The organism is Pseudomonas sp. PDM22, from assembly GCF_014851965.1.
Classification (GTDB): Bacteria; Pseudomonadota; Gammaproteobacteria; order Pseudomonadales; family Pseudomonadaceae; genus Pseudomonas.
The window spans coordinates 1,144,647-1,161,349 of sequence record NZ_JACVAR010000001.1; the positions used below are offsets into that span (position 1 = coordinate 1,144,647).

Annotated in this window: 19 protein-coding genes and 3 tRNA genes; 11 read left to right on the forward strand and 11 right to left on the reverse strand. The window is 60.8% G+C overall.

The features are described 5' to 3' along the window. Positions 1-127: 127 nt before the first annotated feature. From IB255_RS05500 to IB255_RS05550, 11 genes are all read left to right on the forward strand, one after another. Positions 128-1,894: a tetratricopeptide repeat protein gene (locus IB255_RS05500; RefSeq protein WP_177429472.1), complete on the forward strand. Its 1,767-nt coding sequence runs from the start codon at positions 128-130 to the stop codon at positions 1,892-1,894. A 3-nt stretch (positions 1,895-1,897) separates the two neighbouring features. Beyond that, complete coding sequence (lolB, locus tag IB255_RS05505; protein WP_081516401.1) at positions 1,898-2,542, forward strand: lipoprotein insertase outer membrane protein LolB; 645 nt, start codon at positions 1,898-1,900, stop codon at positions 2,540-2,542. 1 nt (position 2,543) lies between these two features. Continuing rightward, positions 2,544-3,392, forward strand: a complete 849-nt coding sequence (gene ispE / locus IB255_RS05510) for a 4-(cytidine 5'-diphospho)-2-C-methyl-D-erythritol kinase (protein ID WP_081516402.1) — start codon at positions 2,544-2,546, stop codon at positions 3,390-3,392. Positions 3,393-3,423: 31 nt separating this feature from the next. After that, positions 3,424-3,498: transfer RNA gene (locus IB255_RS05515), tRNA-Gln, on the forward strand. Positions 3,499-3,560: 62 nt separating this feature from the next. Beyond that, positions 3,561-3,635, forward strand: a tRNA-Gln gene (locus tag IB255_RS05520). Positions 3,636-3,687: 52 nt separating this feature from the next. After that, positions 3,688-4,629 carry a ribose-phosphate pyrophosphokinase gene (locus IB255_RS05525; RefSeq protein ID WP_015478849.1) on the forward strand — a complete coding sequence of 314 codons (942 nt, stop codon included), beginning with the start codon at positions 3,688-3,690 and terminating at the stop codon, positions 4,627-4,629. A 112-nt stretch (positions 4,630-4,741) separates the two neighbouring features. Continuing rightward, positions 4,742-5,356 carry a 50S ribosomal protein L25/general stress protein Ctc gene (locus IB255_RS05530; protein WP_081516403.1) on the forward strand — a complete coding sequence of 205 codons (615 nt, stop codon included), beginning with the start codon at positions 4,742-4,744 and terminating at the stop codon, positions 5,354-5,356. A 38-nt stretch (positions 5,357-5,394) separates the two neighbouring features. Next, positions 5,395-5,979, forward strand: a complete 585-nt coding sequence (gene pth, locus IB255_RS05535; protein ID WP_081516404.1) for an aminoacyl-tRNA hydrolase — start codon at positions 5,395-5,397, stop codon at positions 5,977-5,979. A 39-nt stretch (positions 5,980-6,018) separates the two neighbouring features. Further along, positions 6,019-7,119 (forward strand): redox-regulated ATPase YchF, encoded by a 1,101-nt coding sequence (ychF, locus tag IB255_RS05540; protein ID WP_081516405.1) that lies wholly within the window; start codon positions 6,019-6,021, stop codon positions 7,117-7,119. Between the two features lie 178 nt (positions 7,120-7,297). Continuing rightward, positions 7,298-7,374 (forward strand) — tRNA-Met (locus IB255_RS05545). A gap of 118 nt (positions 7,375-7,492) precedes the next feature. Further along, entirely contained in the window at positions 7,493-8,347 is an 855-nt protein-coding gene (locus tag IB255_RS05550) for a hypothetical protein (RefSeq protein ID WP_192209849.1), read from the forward strand. A 601-nt stretch (positions 8,348-8,948) separates the two neighbouring features. On the opposite strand, the gene IB255_RS05555 is transcribed toward IB255_RS05550, so the two are convergent. The 11 genes from IB255_RS05555 to pflM all read right to left on the reverse strand — a co-directional run bounded on the left by IB255_RS05555 (position 8,949) and on the right by pflM (position 16,579). Continuing rightward, a complete protein-coding gene (locus IB255_RS05555) occupies positions 8,949-9,965 on the reverse strand; it encodes a tyrosine-type recombinase/integrase (protein ID WP_192209850.1) in 1,017 nt (338 codons plus the stop codon). Continuing rightward, the gene (locus tag IB255_RS05560) at positions 9,962-11,254 is read right to left on the reverse strand and encodes a hypothetical protein (protein ID WP_192209851.1); all 1,293 of its coding nucleotides are present in this window, start codon (positions 11,252-11,254) and stop codon (positions 9,962-9,964) included. The genes IB255_RS05555 and IB255_RS05560 overlap by 4 nt, the downstream gene beginning before the upstream one ends. Before the next feature lie 239 nt (positions 11,255-11,493). Beyond that, the gene (locus IB255_RS05565) at positions 11,494-12,777 is read right to left on the reverse strand and encodes a zonular occludens toxin domain-containing protein (RefSeq protein WP_192209852.1); all 1,284 of its coding nucleotides are present in this window, start codon (positions 12,775-12,777) and stop codon (positions 11,494-11,496) included. A 3-nt stretch (positions 12,778-12,780) separates the two neighbouring features. Then, positions 12,781-13,137 carry a DUF2523 family protein gene (locus IB255_RS05570; protein ID WP_151188328.1) on the reverse strand — a complete coding sequence of 119 codons (357 nt, stop codon included), beginning with the start codon at positions 13,135-13,137 and terminating at the stop codon, positions 12,781-12,783. 4 nt (positions 13,138-13,141) lie between these two features. Next, entirely contained in the window at positions 13,142-14,326 is a 1,185-nt protein-coding gene (locus IB255_RS05575) for a hypothetical protein (protein WP_192209853.1), read from the reverse strand. A gap of 145 nt (positions 14,327-14,471) precedes the next feature. Then, positions 14,472-14,723, reverse strand: a complete 252-nt coding sequence (locus IB255_RS05580) for a major capsid protein (protein ID WP_192209854.1) — start codon at positions 14,721-14,723, stop codon at positions 14,472-14,474. Positions 14,724-14,735: 12 nt separating this feature from the next. Next, a complete protein-coding gene (locus tag IB255_RS05585; RefSeq protein WP_192209855.1) occupies positions 14,736-14,987 on the reverse strand; it encodes a hypothetical protein in 252 nt (83 codons plus the stop codon). Between the two features lies 1 nt (position 14,988). Then, on the reverse strand, positions 14,989-15,210 hold the full coding sequence (locus IB255_RS05590; protein WP_081520094.1) for a hypothetical protein: 222 nt from the start codon (positions 15,208-15,210) through the stop codon (positions 14,989-14,991). A 16-nt stretch (positions 15,211-15,226) separates the two neighbouring features. Next, positions 15,227-15,643, reverse strand: coding sequence for a DNA-binding protein (locus tag IB255_RS05595; protein WP_192209856.1), 417 nt, complete (start codon positions 15,641-15,643; stop codon positions 15,227-15,229). Positions 15,644-16,012: 369 nt separating this feature from the next. Next, positions 16,013-16,240: a hypothetical protein gene (locus IB255_RS05600; RefSeq protein ID WP_192209857.1), complete on the reverse strand. Its 228-nt coding sequence runs from the start codon at positions 16,238-16,240 to the stop codon at positions 16,013-16,015. 3 nt (positions 16,241-16,243) lie between these two features. Next, positions 16,244-16,579 (reverse strand): lysogeny maintenance protein PflM, encoded by a 336-nt coding sequence (gene pflM / locus IB255_RS05605; protein WP_192209858.1) that lies wholly within the window; start codon positions 16,577-16,579, stop codon positions 16,244-16,246. Between the last annotated feature and the right edge of the window lie 124 nt (positions 16,580-16,703).

A 16,703-nucleotide genomic window follows, 5' to 3' on the forward strand; every position in this document is an offset into this window, starting at 1 on the left:
TCGGAAAGCCCGCAATTGTCCTACTTAGCCTTGTGAAGGACAACCACCCGCGACGTATCGCACACTGCAAATCGTATACAGGCCCGTCAGCGGCGCTTGCCCATGGGATTGGCACTTTCCTTATGTCATGATGGTCCCATTTCGCAGGTCAGGCCCTCGTCCTTCCTCTATGAACAAGTCTCTTGCGCTGCTGACTGCTCTGCTGCTGCTCGGCGGCTGCCAGTCTCTTACACAGAAAAATTCCGACAGTGCTTCCGCGGAGAAGGACAAAGCTGCGGCTGCTCAGAAGGATCAGAAGTACGGCTCCTTCAGCGAAGACACCCTGTTCTCGCTGCTCACCGCCGAGCTCGCCGGCCAGCGCAACCGCTTCGACATCGCCCTCGCCAACTACGTCGAGCAGGCCAGGGAAACCCGCGACCCTGGCGTCGCCGAGCGCGCCTTCCGCATCGCCGAGTACCTGGGCGCCGACCAGGAAGCCCTGGACACCTCGCTGATCTGGGCCAAGGCCGCGCCGGACAACCTCGATGCCCAGCGCGCCGCCGCCATCCAGCTGGCGCGCACCGGCCAGTACGACGAATCCATGGTGTACATGGAGAAAGTCCTCAACGGCCAGGGTGACACTCACTTCGACTTCCTTGCGCTGTCCGCCGCCGAGACTGACCCGGATACCCGCGCCGGCCTCTTGCAGAGCTTCGACCGCCTGCTGAAGAAGTACCCCGACAACGGCCAGCTGCTGTTCGGCAAGGCCCTGCTGCTGCAGCAGGACGGCCGCCCGCAGGAAGCCCTGCACCTGCTCGAAGACAACTCCGCCAGCAAGCATGACGTCGCCCCGCTGCTGCTGCGCGCGCGCCTGCTGCAGAGCATGAAGCGCAGCGACGAAGCGCTGCCGCTGCTCAAGGCCGGCATCAAGGAACACCCGGACGACAAGCGCGTCCACCTCGCCTACGCCCGCCTGCTGGTGGAGCAGAACCGCCTGGAAGACGCCAAGGCCGAGTTCTCCGCGCTGGTCGAGCAATTCCCCGACGACGACGACCTGCGCTTCTCCCTCGCGCTGGTCTGCCTCGAAGCCCAGGCCTGGGACGAGGCCAAGGTCTACCTGCAGGAACTGGTCGAGCGCGACAGCCACGTCGACTCCGCCCACTTCAACCTGGGCCGCCTGGCCGAGGAGCAGAAGGACCCGGAAACCGCGCTCAAGGAATACGCCCTGGTCGGCCCGGGCAACGACTTCCTCCCGGCCCAGCTGCGCTCGACCGAGATCCTGCTGGACCAGAAGCGCTATGACGACGCCTCGCGCCGCCTGGCCGAGACTCGCGACCGCCAGCCTGACTACGCCATCCAGCTGTACCTGATCGAAGCCGAAGGCCTGTCCAATCGCGACCAGGTGGATCGCGCCTGGAACGTCATCCAGCAGGGCCTCAAGCAGTTCCCGGATGACCTCAACCTGCTCTACACCCGCTCCATGCTCGCCGAGAAGCGCAACGACCTGGCGCAGATGGAGCAGGACCTGCGGCTGATCATCCAGCGCGAGCCGGACAACGCCATGGCGCTCAACGCGCTGGGCTACACCCTGGCCGACCGCACCACCCGCTACAGCGAAGCCCGCGACCTGATCCAGAAGGCCCATTCGCTGAACCCGGACGACCCCGCGATCCTCGACAGCCTGGGCTGGGTGAATTACCGCCTGGGCAACCTCAGCGAAGCGGAAACCTACCTGCGCAAGGCGCTGGAACGCTTCCCCGACCACGAAGTGGCTGCGCACCTGGGCGAAGTGCTCTGGGCCCAGGGCAAACAGAGCGAAGCCCGCAAGGTCTGGGCCACCGCCCTGCAAAGCCAGCCTGACAGCGCCGTCCTACGCGACACCATGTTGCGCCTGACCGGCTCCGGAACCCTCTGATTCATGCGTTTACGTCACCTGATCGGCGCCGCCGCGCTTGCCTTGCTCGCCGGCTGCTCCAGCTTCGGCACCCACGAAGCCCTGGAAGGCCAGGGCAACGCCACCGCCTGGAACGCCCACAAGGCGCGCATCGCCACCCTCGACGGCTGGCAGATCGATGGCAAGGTCGGCATCCGCGCACCCAAGGACTCCGGCAGCGGCACCCTGTTCTGGCTGCAACGCCAGGACTACTACGACATCCGCCTGTCGGGCCCGCTGGGCCGCGGCGCCGCACGCCTGACCGGGCGCGAAGGTGCGGTGACCCTCGAGGTCGCCGGCCAGGGCCGCTTTGAGGCCACCTCCCCCGAAGAACTGCTGGAACAACAGATGGGCTGGCGCCTGCCGGTTTCCCACCTGCTCTGGTGGATTCGCGGCCTGCCCGCGCCGGACAGCAAGAGCCGCCTGACCCTGGACGGCGACAGCCGACTGGCCAAGCTGCAGCAGGACGGCTGGGACGTGGAGTACACCCGCTACAGCGAGCAGAACGGCTACTGGCTGCCCGAGCGCCTGAAGCTGCACGGCCAGGACCTCGACGTCACCCTGGTGGTGAAGACCTGGCAGCCGCGTCAATTGGGCGCAGGCCAGTCGAACAAAGCGGACCCGCAGTGACATGCAGGACCGCCTGACCCTGCCGGCGCCGGCCAAGCTCAACCTGTTCCTGCACATCACCGGTCGCCGCGCCGATGGTTACCACGAACTGCAGACCCTGTTTCAGTTCCTCGACCACGGCGACGAACTGCAATTCGCTGCTCGCGAAGATGGCGAAATCCGCCTGAATACCGAGATCGACGGCGTTCCCCACGACAGCAACCTGATCGTCAAGGCCGCCCGCCGGCTGCAGGAGCAATCGGGCTGCCAGCTGGGCGCCGACATCTGGCTGGACAAGCGCCTGCCCATGGGCGGCGGCATCGGCGGCGGCAGTTCCGACGCTGCCACCACCCTGCTCGCGCTGAATCACCTGTGGCAGCTGAACTGGAGCGAGGACCGCCTCGCCGCGCTGGGCCTGAGCCTGGGCGCAGACGTTCCAGTCTTCGTGCGCGGCCGCGCGGCATTTGCCGAAGGCGTCGGCGAACAGCTCACGCCGGTGGAACTCGACGAACCCTGGTTCCTCGTCGCCGTGCCGCAAGTCTTTGTCTCCACAGCAGAAGTTTTCTCCGATCCCGAGTTGACACGGGATACTCCGCCCATTAAAGTTCGCAGCCTTCTCGGGGTGGACGGTCATAACGACTGCCAGCCGGTCGTCGAGAAGCGTTACCCGGATGTACGTAACGCACTGATCCAGCTAGGTAAATTTACCCAGGCTAGATTGACCGGCACCGGAGCTTGTGTGTTTGGGAGCTTCCCAAACAAGGGCGATGCTGATAAAGTTCGCCGCCAACTTCCGGCCACTCTGCCGAGTTTTGTTGCCCAAGGCCGTAACATCTCGATGTTGCACCGAAAGCTGCAAAGCCTGGACTGAGAAGTAAGCAATGTAATCGGTTGTACGATACAGGGGCGTCGCCAAGCGGTAAGGCAGCAGGTTTTGATCCTGCCATGCGTTGGTTCGAATCCAGCCGCCCCTGCCATTAACCCACAGGGTTACACGTACAGCGTCAACGAACACATTGCTCCGCAAGTTGTAAGCTACAGGGGCGTCGCCAAGCGGTAAGGCAGCAGGTTTTGATCCTGCCATGCGTTGGTTCGAATCCAGCCGCCCCTGCCATTTTCTTCTGGCTCAACCGGGCCTACCCTCAAGCCGACACAGGTACCGCAGCGTGTCCAAAATGATGGTTTTCACGGGGAACGCCAACCCCGATCTGGCACGCCGTGTCGTACGGCAGCTGCACATCCCCCTCGGTGACGTTTCTGTCGGTAAATTCTCCGACGGCGAGATCAGCGTTGAGATCAACGAAAACGTTCGTGGTAAGGACGTCTTCCTGATCCAACCGACCTGCGCACCGACCAACGACAACCTGATGGAACTGGTAGTGATGGCCGATGCCTTCCGCCGCTCCTCGGCGACTCGTATCACGGCAGTCATCCCCTACTTCGGTTACGCCCGCCAGGATCGCCGTCCGCGTTCCGCCCGCGTGGCCATCAGCGCCAAAGTCGTTGCCGACATGCTGACCGTCGTAGGCGTCAACCGCGTTCTCACCGTTGACCTGCACGCCGACCAGATCCAGGGCTTCTTCGATATCCCCGTCGACAACATCTATGGCTCGCCCGTACTGGTCGACGATATCGAAGACCAGCGCTTCGAGAACCTGATGATCGTCTCCCCGGACATCGGTGGTGTGGTGCGTGCTCGCGCCGTTGCCAAGTCCCTGGGCGTGGACCTCGCCATCATCGACAAGCGTCGTCCGAAGGCCAACCAGTCCGAAGTCATGCACATCATCGGTGATGTCGAAGGCCGCACCTGCGTACTGGTCGACGACATGGTCGATACCGCTGGCACCCTCGGCCACGCCGCCAAGGCTCTGAAAGAGCACGGCGCCGCCAAGGTCATCGCCTACTGCACCCACCCGGTGCTGTCCGGCCGCGCCATCGAGAACATCGAGAATTCCGTACTGGACGAGCTGGTGGTGACCAACACCATCCCGCTGTCCGCTGCTGCGCAAGCCTGTGGCCGCATCCGCCAGCTGGATATCGCTCCGGTTGTCGCTGAAGCCATGCGCCGCATCAGCAACGAAGAATCGATCAGCGCCATGTTCCGCTGAGGCGGGACAGAGCTGACGTAAAGCGCCCCGTCACGTCGATGGGGCATTAGCAAAATCGCCCGAACGCTGGTCGCAAGCGTCCGGGCGATCTTGTCATTTTGGAGATAGCGAAATGGTTGATTTTGTACTCAATGCTCAAGAGCGTTCCGACCTGGGGAAAGGTGCGAGCCGCCGCCTGCGTCGTAACGAAGGCCTGATCCCGGCTGTGGTTTACGGTGGCGAGAAAGCCCCGCAATCCCTGACCCTGGAACTGCGCGAAGTGTCCAAGCTGCTGGAAAACGAGGCTGCCTTCAGCCACGTGATCACCCTGAACGTCGGTTCCGCCAAGGAAACCGTACTGATCAAGGCCCTGCAGCGTCACCCGTCCAAGGGTTTCGTCATGCACGCTGACTTCCAGCGCGTCGTTGCCGGCCAGAAACTGACCGCCCACGTACCGCTGCACTTCATCAACGAAGCCACCGCTGTTGGCGTCAAGGTTGGTGGCGGCGAGATCTCCCACGTGATCGCCGAAGTCGAAGTTTCCTGCCTGCCGACCAACCTGCCGGAATTCATCGAAGTCGACCTGGCCAAAGTAGAACTGGGTCAGATCGTTCACCTGTCCGACCTGAAACTGCCGAAAGGCGTAGAGCTGGTGCAACTGGCCCACGGTAACGACCTGGCCGTCGCCAACATCCACGCTTCCCGCGTAGTGAAAGAAGAAGGTGAAGGCGAAGCTGCTGCCGAGTAATCGCGCGCACCATTGCCTTTAAGGAAGGGGCCCCCGTCGTGACTGCCGTACAACTGATCGTTGGCCTGGGAAATCCAGGCCCCGAATACGACCAGACCCGGCATAACGCGGGGGCCCTTTTCGTTGAGCGACTGGCGGACGCGCAACGCGCGAACCTGTCGCTGGACAAGAAGTACTTCGGCCTGGTCGGCAAGTTCAGCCACAAGGGCCGCGACGTTCGTCTGCTCATCCCCACCACCTACATGAACCGCAGCGGCCAGGCCGTGGCGGCGCTCGCCGGATTCTTCCGCATTCCGGTCGAAGCCATCCTGGTGGCCCACGACGAACTCGACATGCCTCCCGGCGTTGCCAAGCTCAAGAAGGGCGGCGGACATGGCGGGCACAACGGGCTGCGCGACATCATCGCCCAACTCGGCAACCAGAACGGTTTCCATCGCCTGCGGCTTGGCATCGGCCATCCGGGGCACAGCAGCCTGGTCTCCGGCTTCGTCCTCGGCCGCGCCCCGCGCTCCGAGCAGGAACTGCTCGACACCAGCATCGACTCCGCCCTCGGCGTGCTGCCGGAAATGCTCGACGGGGACTGGACCCGCGCGATGCAGAAGCTGCACAGCCAGAAGGCCTGACACACCTCAATTTCCGCCACGTGGCGCGAGGAACCTAGCATGGGATTCAACTGCGGCATCGTCGGCCTGCCCAACGTCGGCAAGTCCACCCTGTTCAACGCCCTGACCAAATCCGGCATCGCGGCGGAAAACTTCCCCTTCTGCACCATCGAGCCGAACAGCGGCATCGTACCGATGCCCGACGCCCGCCTCGATGCGCTGGCCGAGATCGTCAAGCCCGAGCGCGTGATCCCGACCACCATGGAATTCGTCGACATCGCCGGCCTGGTAGCGGGCGCCTCCAAGGGTGAAGGCCTGGGCAACAAGTTCCTCGCCAACATCCGCGAGACCGACGCCATCGCCCACGTGGTGCGCTGCTTCGAAGACGAGAACGTCATCCACGTCTCCAACAGCGTCGACCCCAAGCGCGACATCGAGATCATCGACCTCGAACTGATCTTCGCCGACCTCGACAGCTGCGAGAAGCAACTGCAGAAGGTCGCGCGCAACGCCAAGGGTGGCGACAAGGACGCCCTGGTGCAGAAAGCCCTGCTGGAAAAGCTCATCCCCCACTTCAGCGAAGGCAAACCCGCCCGCTCGCTGATGAAGAACATGGGCGATGACGAGAAGCGCCTCATCCGCAGCTTCCACCTGCTGACCAGCAAGCCGGTGATGTACATCGCCAACGTCGCCGAAGACGGCTTCGAGAACAACCCGCACCTGGACGTCGTGCGCGCCATCGCCGAAGAAGAAGGCGCCATGGTCGTGCCGGTGTGCAACAAGATCGAAGCCGAGATCGCCGAGCTCGACGATGGCGAAGAGAAGGACATGTTCCTCGAGTCCCTCGGCCTCGAAGAGCCTGGCCTGAACCGCGTGATCCGCGCCGGCTACGAGCTGCTGCACCTGCAGACCTACTTCACCGCCGGTGTGAAGGAAGTCCGCGCCTGGACCGTCCGCGTCGGCGCCACCGCCCCGCAAGCCGCCGCCGTGATCCACACCGACTTCGAAAAAGGCTTCATCCGCGCCGAAGTCGTCGCCTACGACGACTTCATCCAGTTCAAGGGCGAACAGGGCGCGAAAGAGGCCGGCAAATGGCGCCTGGAAGGCAAGGAATACATCGTCAAGGATGGCGACGTAATGCACTTCCGCTTCAACGTATAAGCGCCAGCCAGACCCGAAAAAGCCCCGGCCACCCGCCGGGGCTTTTTCATATGAGCGCCCTGCCCCGCCGCTCATCGCGAAAAACCCTCGCGGCAGGCTAAACGATTGATAGATCAGAACAATATTCAAGAAAAGGGGTTGACACCCCCTCTCGATCTGCGGAAAATGCGCGCCACTCGGCTACATAGCTCAGTCGGTTAGAGCGCAGCATTCATAATGCTGATGTCCCAGGTTCAAGTCCCGGTGTAGCCACCATACAAAACAAAGGGTTAGCGAAAGCTAGCCCTTTGTGCTTTCTGGGGTAGTGACTACGAAGTGACTACAGGGCGCCTACAGCCCTCCCCATCGAGCAAGGCAAGGAAAAGGAAATCCCATGCCTACCTTGTACATCCTCGCCGCCCTGTTCTTCATCACTCCCGCAGTTCTTGCCATCTGCGCTCGGCTGGCCGAATCAAACGGATTCATTACGCCAGACGGGAAGCTGGACCAAAGAGTAAAGACCAAGGAGGTCTTCCTTTCGGCAGGCATCATCGCCAGTCTTTACTGCCTTTTTTTGTTAACCGGCTATGGCCGATTAGCGGGCATCATTCCTCCATCACTTATAATTGCAAATATTGCGACATTAATAGTTTCTTCAATAAGCCTTAGCGCCCTTGTATTCCGAGCTTTCTGGATATATCAAAAGGCCTCATTTCTAATTAATGTCGCGATTACCATTATCACGCTTTGGATCACGTGGTATGCCGGCTCCCTCGCGATCAACTATGTAAGCAAAAACACTCAGCTAAGCGCATCTGAGTTCCCTTCAGCGGTGGGCGGGCTGACTTTGTTATACGCACCAGTCCTATGGAGCCTACTCGCCTCGCTGGTATCGCTTCCACTCTATGTTATTTCTGGAGCGGTGGTAGTATTCCAGTCAAACAAGAAGGAAGCGGGCGTTGAGCAGAGCAAATCATCGCTAACTTGGATTTCACTTTTTCTCGGACTAGCCTTTTCGTTCACTATATCCGTAGAAGTTCTAGCGCGGCTATCCACAACAACACCCTTTAAAAACCTAGAGACTTGGATATTAGTCACCTCCGGCTACCCGCTCAGCGAGCACAAATGCACCACAAAAAAATCCCCGAAAGACAGCTTCGTCATTTTGAGCACGGGGGAGATAGGAACCGCCATTTACGATGGAAGGTCCTATAGTTACGGGAAGGTTAAATGTCCAGCGTCCGACTAGGCCTCAGGCGCACCGCTCACAGCCTGCTGCATTGATAACTAAAGGCCCCTTACCTCGTCTCCCACAGAGACTGTGACAATCCCACTTTCAAGGACCATAGGCATGGAACGTCAACAGGACCTCGAAGAAATCCGCTCAGAAGTATTCATCTTGCTGGGGAAGACAATCGTCAATCTCCAGTCCGTCGAGAGAATGCTAAAAACTATTGTCGGAAGAACTGAAATACGCGGAGACATAGAGACGGCGGCCAAAGTATTTCAAAGCAACTTCACCCGAGTGGAAAATTTGACCATGGGAAAACTGATCAACGAACTGATCACGTTCTCCCTCACAACCGAGGAAGACGGCGGTTCTGAAATACAGACATCAAACCCACGAGAGTTCGCATTTAGATCACGCATTATCATGGACGAGGCCACGTTCAAAGACATAAAGCGAGGCTTTTCGCAACTCGTAAGAAAAAGAAACGCCCTATCACATAAGTTCACGACGCTTTTTGACCTTCAGACCAAGCAAGGCTGCCTGTCAGCAATTAATTACCTCAATAACTTCATTCCACTCATACGCGACCATCACACGTTTCTAGGCGAGCTAGTAAAAGTTAGGAGGCAAAGCACGGAGGCACTTCTGCTAGAACTGAGTAACTCATTTGAGCAATCGGAGAATGCAACAGAGCCGACGCCAAATGATCCGGAGAAAGGTGCGCATACCGCATCGTCATCGTGATCGACGAGTGCCCCAGGATCCGCTGCAACGTCAGGATGTCCCCTCCTCCCATCATGTAATGGCTGGCGAAGGTGTGGCGGAGGATGTGGGTCAGTTGACCCGGCGTCTGGAATCCACAGCGCTCGTAGGCGCAACGGAAGGCGGCGCGGCAGGACATGAACAGGCGGCCGGTTCCGGGCATGCCCACCTTGAACATCAGTTGCTCCAGCTCGGCCGGGATCGGCACTGATCGGCTCTGGCGGTTCTTGGTCCGGTGGTAGTGGACCTTCCCCCCATGCACGCCCCCACGGGCGATGCTCTCGGCTTCTTCCCAGCGGGCACCTGTAGCGAGACACAGGAGAGCGACCGGGTACGTGTGGTTGTTCGTGCTGGCCTTGCACTCCTCGAGGAGCTGGGCGACCTGACCCAGGGTGAGGAAGGTTAGTTCGACCTGATCGGTCTTGATCTGCCGGACGTTGGCCAGCGGGTTTACCTTGTGCCATGAGCCGAGGCGGATCAGCTCGGAGAAGATGGCCGACAGGTAGCGTTGCTCATGGTTGACCGTTTCCGGCTTCACCTCGGTCAGACGACGTTGCCGATAGCGTGCCCAGGCGAGCGAATCGAACTCGAAGGCCTGCGGATCGCCGAGGCGCTCAGCCAATGCTTGGCAGCGAGCGAGGCGCTGTTTGCCGTCCTTCAGGGTGCAGCCGTGGAGGTCGTACCAGACCTTCACCAGATCTGAGAGACGATCATCCAGCGGGCGGCCTGTCTCGCCCAGGACGGTGAAGAAGTCCTGTTCGTAGCGAATGGCTGCGGACTTGGTCGCGAAGCCCTTCTTGCGGATCCGGCGACCGGAGCGACCGTTCTCGTAGAAGTCAGCCGTCCACGTCTTCCCATCCTTGCGCGCGGTCATATCGCGTAGCCCCGCCTGATATAGCGATCGTTGATCAGTCCAATGACGTGCTTTTCGAGGTCGCGAGTGCTGTAGCCCTTGGCGGTGTAGTGGTCTTCGATCACGTGCCAGAAGGGGAGCGTTCTCCCGACCTCAAGCGCTTTTTTTGGCGGGATGCGCTCCCGTGCGATCAGACTGGCGAACTGGCCGAGGAACATCTCGCAGTTTTTGCCGGAGAAGCCCTGAGCGGTCTTGTAGTAGCGGCGATACTCGGTGCGCTCGATGAGTGGGTCCGCTTCCACCTGGACCTTGGTGTCGAGGCTGATCAGCGACCAGAAGGCGTCGAAGATCCCTTCCCGGGAAATCAGCTTGTAGTTGTCGCAGGCGTACTGCCAGAGTCCTTGCAGGTGCGGGCAAAGGCCCTCGTAGGTGCGGCAGCCGATCACCTCGCCAGAGGTCATCGTGGAGCCTTCCGAGAACTGCTGGATGATCGAGTGGTGATAGCGGAACTCGATACGCCATACCGTTTCCAGCGGGTTGAAGGCGGGTTCGCCATCACCGAAGGGATCGCCATTCAGGGACGCCCACACCGATTCCCAATAGTCGAGTTTGTCGGTCGCTCTCGCCTGCAGCGTTTTGTTGTAGAGGCACATCTGCAGGCCGTTGGCCGAGCCGAACATGAAGGTCTCACCACGCCCGTATATCGAGGCGTTGCCGTCGTATTCGATGCGGTCGATGCCGCTGATCTGGCGTACACGTCGGGACCGGCAGTGCATGCGATCCACGAAGTCCACGGGTGGGGTCCAGCCCTGGACGTCGAGCGCGATATGGACGGCGCACTGATTCACCTCGCAGGCCGAGAGAACGCCAGCGGCCAGGTCATCCATTACGCCCTGCAGGATCTTCGGATCGGCACCATCCAGGGCGTGTGGCGACACTTCAATCTTGAGGTGCGGGCCGATGTTCTCCAGCTTCACGTTATGGTTCTTGATCAGCAGGATCAGGCCCATGTCGGCGTTCTGCAGACGGTACTGATAGCCCGAATCCCGGCCGATACGGCCCTTGGCCCACTTGTAGCCGGCGAAGTTGACGAGATCCTCCGGCTCATCGAACAGCGCCATCACTTCCGGGCGGATCATGCCGTTGTACAGCTGCCGTACCGTATCGACGCCACAGCGCAGCAGGCGCACACCCGACAGGTCGGCGAATCTGCCGTTGCTCGGGTCCATGAAAATCCGTCCTTCGGACGACTCATAAAAATCCCCGGTCTCCTTGAGGATCAGGCGGAGGGGGTGAACTGCCTTTTTCATTCTTTCGTACCTTCAATGAGGTTTATTGAGGTGCTTACTCGTTAGCTATCCGACGTGTTACAGGGTCGTCGGCCGCGCCTTCGGCCTACCGCTCGTGCCTGGCGCTCCCGGCCGGCGGCGCGGCTCGCCGACTCAAAACGGAAACGCCGACACCGGCTGCATCACCTGCAAGGCGGTGAGAAAGCCGAGCGCATACGCGAGCGCGAGCAGCCCAAGGGCGTTGATTAGGCCGTGCAGGGTCATTGGGTCCTCCAGGGGCGTGCGGGGTATTCGGAATCAGGGACGATGGTCAGCGTTGGCCCTGGGGGTGCTGCTGGGGCGGCTACGAGTTCTACGGGCGTTGCTGCGGGTGGTTGTGCTTGTCTGGGGAAGGCTCCGGCGCACACGATGGTTTCGTGGTACTCGCCGTAGGACAGCTCGGCCACGCATTCCGAACGGGCCTTCACGCCGTAGCCGGATTCGCCCATCTGCCAGGAATTGAGCATCAGCCGGCGTCCTTCGGAGTCGGTGATGACGAACATGTACATCTCGCGCTGCATGCCCTTTACCAGTCCTTTCACGCGGGCCGCCACGGCGATTTGTCGGCCCGCGAAGGGATGCTCGGCTAGTGGAAGAGTCGGAACACCTGATTGGCCAAAAACAGCACCAGCAGGAAGAGCGCTATGCGCAGCAGCAGGCGTTTGAGCAGGTAAAGCAGCCCCTTGAGGATGAGGCGCGCTGACTTGCTGAGAATGGGCAGAATCAGGGTTTTGCTGAGCCCCACCACCGACGACCTTGAGAGGTCCCATATAGCTGACAAAGCCAATAGTGCCGGCCAGCAGTGCCAGTAGAAGAACCAACTTAGGCGACCGGAGCAGGCTTTTCCCTGCCTTGGTGTCCTGGGTTTTGCCGGTGGCGGTGGACTGGTACAGGCGGAAGGTCTGCTTTCGGATTCGCTTGTATTCAACGATGGTGCCGTCAGCGGGTGGTCGGTTGAGCTGGGCGTCATGCTGGGCCTCCTTGTACCGGCCAGGGATGCCGATGACCGCGAGGTTGGAGTGCTTGTAGGCCATCTCGCAGGTCATGCGGATGTCGTCGCGGATGTAGCTGATGTTGGGTGTCGTCAGGACGATGTCCCAGTTGAAGTGCCGGTGCCGGGTCCAGGCATCGAGCCAGCCCATGGGCCGGTCCGCCTCATGCGCCGCTTCAGGACCGCCGGGGAAGTCGAACTTCTCCAGATCGCGTTCGCGCCAGGACTTGGGGAACAGCAGCTGGGTTTCGTCGAAGATCAGGAACGCGCCCCGCGGTGCCCACTGAAACCACGCGCGCATTTTTTCGAGGTCGGCCAGCGATTCGAGATCGAGGTTGATGATCTGCGCGGTGTTGGGCAGATCGGGAAAGACGGTGTAGGCCCGCTCCAGGGTGAACCCACGCACGTTGGTGATGATGACGCGGCCTTCCTTGAGCGCGGGAACAGCATCGTCCTGAATCGCGCCGGAGGTTTTGTACGAGCCGTTGGGGCCGTGGTGAATCTTGATCGACATGACTCACCTCCCTATGAACGGCACGAAGCGCATGCAGAAGCGCGTGGCCAGGGCGGAGAACATGATGTTCAGGGCCTGCGGAACGCCGAGGAATTGCAGCGCCGCCGCGAGTGGACCAGGGAGCGTGGCGTACATGGAGCGGACCATGTTGGACACACCGAGGCTGTCGATCAGCTCGCGCGCCACGGTGTAGCTGACATCGAGCAGGAACAGGAAACCCTGGAGCGCGCTGTACATCGCCCACTGGGTGGCGACCACAAAGCCGTCCTTGATGAAGTCGTAGATCCCTTGGGTGAAGAACTCCCAGATCCATTGGAGGAACAGGACGATCTGGTCAAAGAAGCTGGATAGCCATTCCATGAGGTCACTCCTTCAGGATGACGAAGGCGGCCAGCACCGATGCCATGAACATCAGCGCGTAGCGCAGGTAGGAGAGCTTTTCCTCGTACTCGGTGAAGCAGAGGCTGACGGTCTTTTTCCAGACCACGAAGGTGTCGCAAGGGAGCTTGCCGCCGCCCTCGCCGAGGTTCAGGTCGAACACGCCCTTGAGCTGGTCGGCGTTCTCTTTGATCTTGTCGCGGAAGGCCTCTTTGGCTTCGTCGACCTTGGCCGTCCAGGTCTCCAGGGCTTCGTCCCAACTGCCTTGCTTGGGCTGCTCCAGGGACTCCTTAGGGCCGTCGCCGCCGTTGGTGCCGCCATCACCGCCCCCTGCATTGCCGCCGCCATCGCCGCCGCCGTCTTCGCCGCCCGTACCGGGATTGGTGCCGCCATCGCTACCACCAGAGTTGCCCCCGCCGTTGTTGCCGCCGGAGCCGTCGGGGTTTTCGTTGCCACCGCCCGTGGTGGGGAAGCAGGCCGAGCCGGACCACGAATAGCCATCGGGGCATTTGTTGTCGGGGTCGATATCAGGAGGGGTGGTTTGTGCCCCGGTGCAGCCGACCGTGCCGTTGGCGGTCTTGGTGCATTCGAACTTCTTCGCCAGTTCGTCGAGGTAGTCCTGCAACTGCTGATCCGGGTTGTCCGGGTTATCCGACATGTCGTCGTTACCCACCGGGATCATGTCTACGGTGCAGACATTGTCGTCACAGCTATCGGGTGTTCCCGGTTCGTACACACATCCGTCTTTGATTTCGGGATCGAGCTCAAGGACTGCGCCGCCGTCGGTGTACGAGAACTGAATCGTCTTGGTGTAGTTGCCGCGAGTCTTGCACTCGGCATCCGTAGGGCGCGTGCAGATGCCGGTGTTGGTGTCGTAGCTACCGGAGCAGGTATCACCACCGCGCGACAGCGGCAGGCGGCCATATGTTTCGCCGAGCTGGTTGTAGAAGACGCAGCGAAAGGAAATCTTGTCGTCCATCGGCAGGACGTATGGCTGCGCTACCGCGTTACGAAGCCCGGTAGTGGGATAGCCCTTGGCGACGTACCCATCGCATGCAGCCTGGGGAGAGGGATATCGATCCCCGTCCACCATGTACCAGTAATAGTCTTCGGCGAAGGCGGAAGAGGAGAAGCCGGCCAGCAGCGCGAGCAGTAGAAGTGCCTGCCTCATGTGAACTCCAAGCAACAAAAAAGCCCCTGCGGACGAACCGGAGGGGCTTCCGCTTTGGATCAGCGCGTTAGAAGAATTCGCCGCAGCGGTACCCGGTGATGAAGGCGCCGGCGAAGAACGCCCCCAACCACACCGACCAGAGCACTTACGCCTTGCGCAGCATGCTGTAGATCAGGCCGGCAACCGCGAGGATGACCAGCGCACCGACGATGTAGCCGCCGATGTTGGACATGTCGGACTTGCCGTCGGTGATGGCCTGTTCCACCGCGCTGGTGTCGATGACGCTGGCGGCGAAGGCCGGGACCGAAGTCACGGCGGTGACGGTGCCGGCGATGCACAGGTTGCGGAACGAGCGGACCGGGTTGAACTTGGCGATCTGTTGTTTCATGGCGTTCATGGTGTTTCCTCTCTACTTGGCTTTACGAAGAAGTGACGCGACCCAGCCAGTTAAAAGCCCCGTCACGAATGCCCCGAGAACGCCCGCAGCACCGATGCTGAAGGCCTCCAGGGAGAACCCGCCGTTGACCAGGATTTCAATTGCTCCAGCAGCCTCGGGCGGAATCAGATAGGCCTGTTGCCATTCGATCTGCTGGCAGCGCATGAGGCCGTTCGCTGTGGACGCCCAGCTGGTGCAGACCTGAATGGCAACAACGCCTGACATGTCAGCGAGCCTCCTTGCGCGGGCGGTCGCACCAGCTCCAGAAGGAGCGCAGGACGAACCACCACAGGGCGAAGAAGGCAAACGCCGCCGCGACCACAGCGATCACGGAGTCCAGCGGGTAGGGCTGGAGGAATTCGCGCACCGCACGCACGGCAGGCGATACGGCGCAGAGGATTGCCACGTACAGAACCCAGCCGAAGGCGAATCGGAGCGGCGCTTTCATCTACCTACCCTCGTCTTCAGGACTTGGTGCTGTCGGAGGGCTTGTCAGCTGCGGGCTGAGTCGGGCGTTGGGCTTGAGGCTGAGCAGCAGGACGAGCGGCCGGGGTCGGCGCGCTGGCTTCTTTGCCCACTGCCAGCAGTTCGGTCAGCACCTGGGTATTCGTCGTGCGGCCGAAACGGTCCTGGGTCGGGCGGACGACGCTGGCGAACTTGCAGAGCACCGGGGCGCCTTCGAAGACGATGGAGTCCAGCAGGGTTGGCTCGACGTTGTATTCGCTGATCTCGAAGCCCTTGGCGTTTCCGCGAGCGGTTTCCGGGATCGGGGAGATCGCCTGGACGCTGGCGAAGATCTCGCCGGACTTGGTGGAGGTGTAGGTGTCGGTCTTGGTGACCCAGAGTTCGACTACGCCGCCAGTGGTTGCAAACATGTTCATCTGAAGCTCCTTTTGCCTTTTTCGGGCATGAGTTGGCCCGCTGCTGCAATTCGGCTTGTTTGCCGTTAATTCAGCGGGGACGGATAAATGGTCATTTGCTGCCAGTTAGAACCGCTCTAAATCGCGGCTTTCAAGTAACTGACGAGATCTACTTCAACACAAAAACAAGCGAAAAAATCGTCGATAGATATTTATCAAAATGGAGCCTATCGCTCTGAAACAACGAGGTTTTCCAAGGTTTAAGTAGCTCCCGACTGATAGGAGTTGTTAATCACACCAAGGGCTCTGCCCTTGTCATCCCGCTCTCGCCGCCGAGGGCTCAGGAGCGCGGGGCGGTGGTGCTGCCCCTCACTCCCGAGCGGAGGCTATTCAGGGCGGGGGACGGTCAAGGGTACGCTTCGCCCGGCGCTCCGTTTGTCCGAACGGGAAAGCGCGTTCGGACAAGCCGGTGCGGCGGCCCTGGACCTGATTGGCCTGGGTGCGGTTGTTGCGGTCGGCCCACTTCGAAATTTCGTGGGCCACGCACATCAGCGGAAAGCCGACACAAGTGAGAAGAGCGAACAGCAAGGTAAGGCTGAAGGCTGCGTCAGTGGGCATGGCTCAGGCCTCCAGTTCGAAGGGTTCGCGGATCGGCACGAAGGGAGTCGGTCTGCCGCTGTCGTAGATAACGTGCCAGTACTTCGGCGGACGGAGCGCGGGAATGTGTTTCGCGCAGGTAAAACCCGGTTCCACCCGGTACGTCGAGTGGATCGAGCGCCACACTCCCGCGACCAGCGCCATCGTAGTAACGACCGTGAAGACTCGTGTAGGGCGGCATTCGGTGCAGGGTGTGGACTGGGAGGGATCGGGCTTCGCCAGCTCGCGACGGGACCAGCAGACAGAGCAATCGCAGTCCGGAGCATGCGGTCTTCCCTGGTACGCACGGATTAGGTTCATGGCTCATCGACCTACCCTCAATCCGTACAGACGAAAGAGTTCTCTAGCGCGCTCTTGAGCGAGCAAGGAGTCCAGCGGGTCGTCAGCAACCACCTCCCCTACTACTTGATCGATGAACTCGTAG

Coding starts and splice junctions, on each gene's coding strand:
- IB255_RS05585 (WP_192209855.1), bottom strand. CDS start 14,987: ATGTCAGGCGTTGTTGCCATTCAGGTCTGCACCAGCTGGGCGTCCACA.
- IB255_RS05600 (WP_192209857.1), bottom strand. CDS start 16,240: ATGCCCACTGACGCAGCCTTCAGCCTTACCTTGCTGTTCGCTCTTCTC.
- IB255_RS05590 (WP_081520094.1), bottom strand. CDS start 15,210: ATGAAAGCGCCGCTCCGATTCGCCTTCGGCTGGGTTCTGTACGTGGCA.
- lolB (WP_081516401.1), top strand. CDS start 1,898: ATGCGTTTACGTCACCTGATCGGCGCCGCCGCGCTTGCCTTGCTCGCC.
- IB255_RS05565 (WP_192209852.1), bottom strand. CDS start 12,777: ATGTCGATCAAGATTCACCACGGCCCCAACGGCTCGTACAAAACCTCC.
- IB255_RS05500 (WP_177429472.1), top strand. CDS start 128: ATGATGGTCCCATTTCGCAGGTCAGGCCCTCGTCCTTCCTCTATGAAC.
- ychF (WP_081516405.1), top strand. CDS start 6,019: ATGGGATTCAACTGCGGCATCGTCGGCCTGCCCAACGTCGGCAAGTCC.
- IB255_RS05560 (WP_192209851.1), bottom strand. CDS start 11,254: ATGAAAAAGGCAGTTCACCCCCTCCGCCTGATCCTCAAGGAGACCGGG.
- ispE (WP_081516402.1), top strand. CDS start 2,544: ATGCAGGACCGCCTGACCCTGCCGGCGCCGGCCAAGCTCAACCTGTTC.
- pflM (WP_192209858.1), bottom strand. CDS start 16,579: ATGAACCTAATCCGTGCGTACCAGGGAAGACCGCATGCTCCGGACTGC.
- IB255_RS05530 (WP_081516403.1), top strand. CDS start 4,742: ATGGTTGATTTTGTACTCAATGCTCAAGAGCGTTCCGACCTGGGGAAA.
- IB255_RS05580 (WP_192209854.1), bottom strand. CDS start 14,723: ATGAACGCCATGAAACAACAGATCGCCAAGTTCAACCCGGTCCGCTCG.
- IB255_RS05595 (WP_192209856.1), bottom strand. CDS start 15,643: ATGAACATGTTTGCAACCACTGGCGGCGTAGTCGAACTCTGGGTCACC.
- IB255_RS05575 (WP_192209853.1), bottom strand. CDS start 14,326: ATGAGGCAGGCACTTCTACTGCTCGCGCTGCTGGCCGGCTTCTCCTCT.
- IB255_RS05570 (WP_151188328.1), bottom strand. CDS start 13,137: ATGGAATGGCTATCCAGCTTCTTTGACCAGATCGTCCTGTTCCTCCAA.
- IB255_RS05550 (WP_192209849.1), top strand. CDS start 7,493: ATGCCTACCTTGTACATCCTCGCCGCCCTGTTCTTCATCACTCCCGCA.
- IB255_RS05555 (WP_192209850.1), bottom strand. CDS start 9,965: ATGACCGCGCGCAAGGATGGGAAGACGTGGACGGCTGACTTCTACGAG.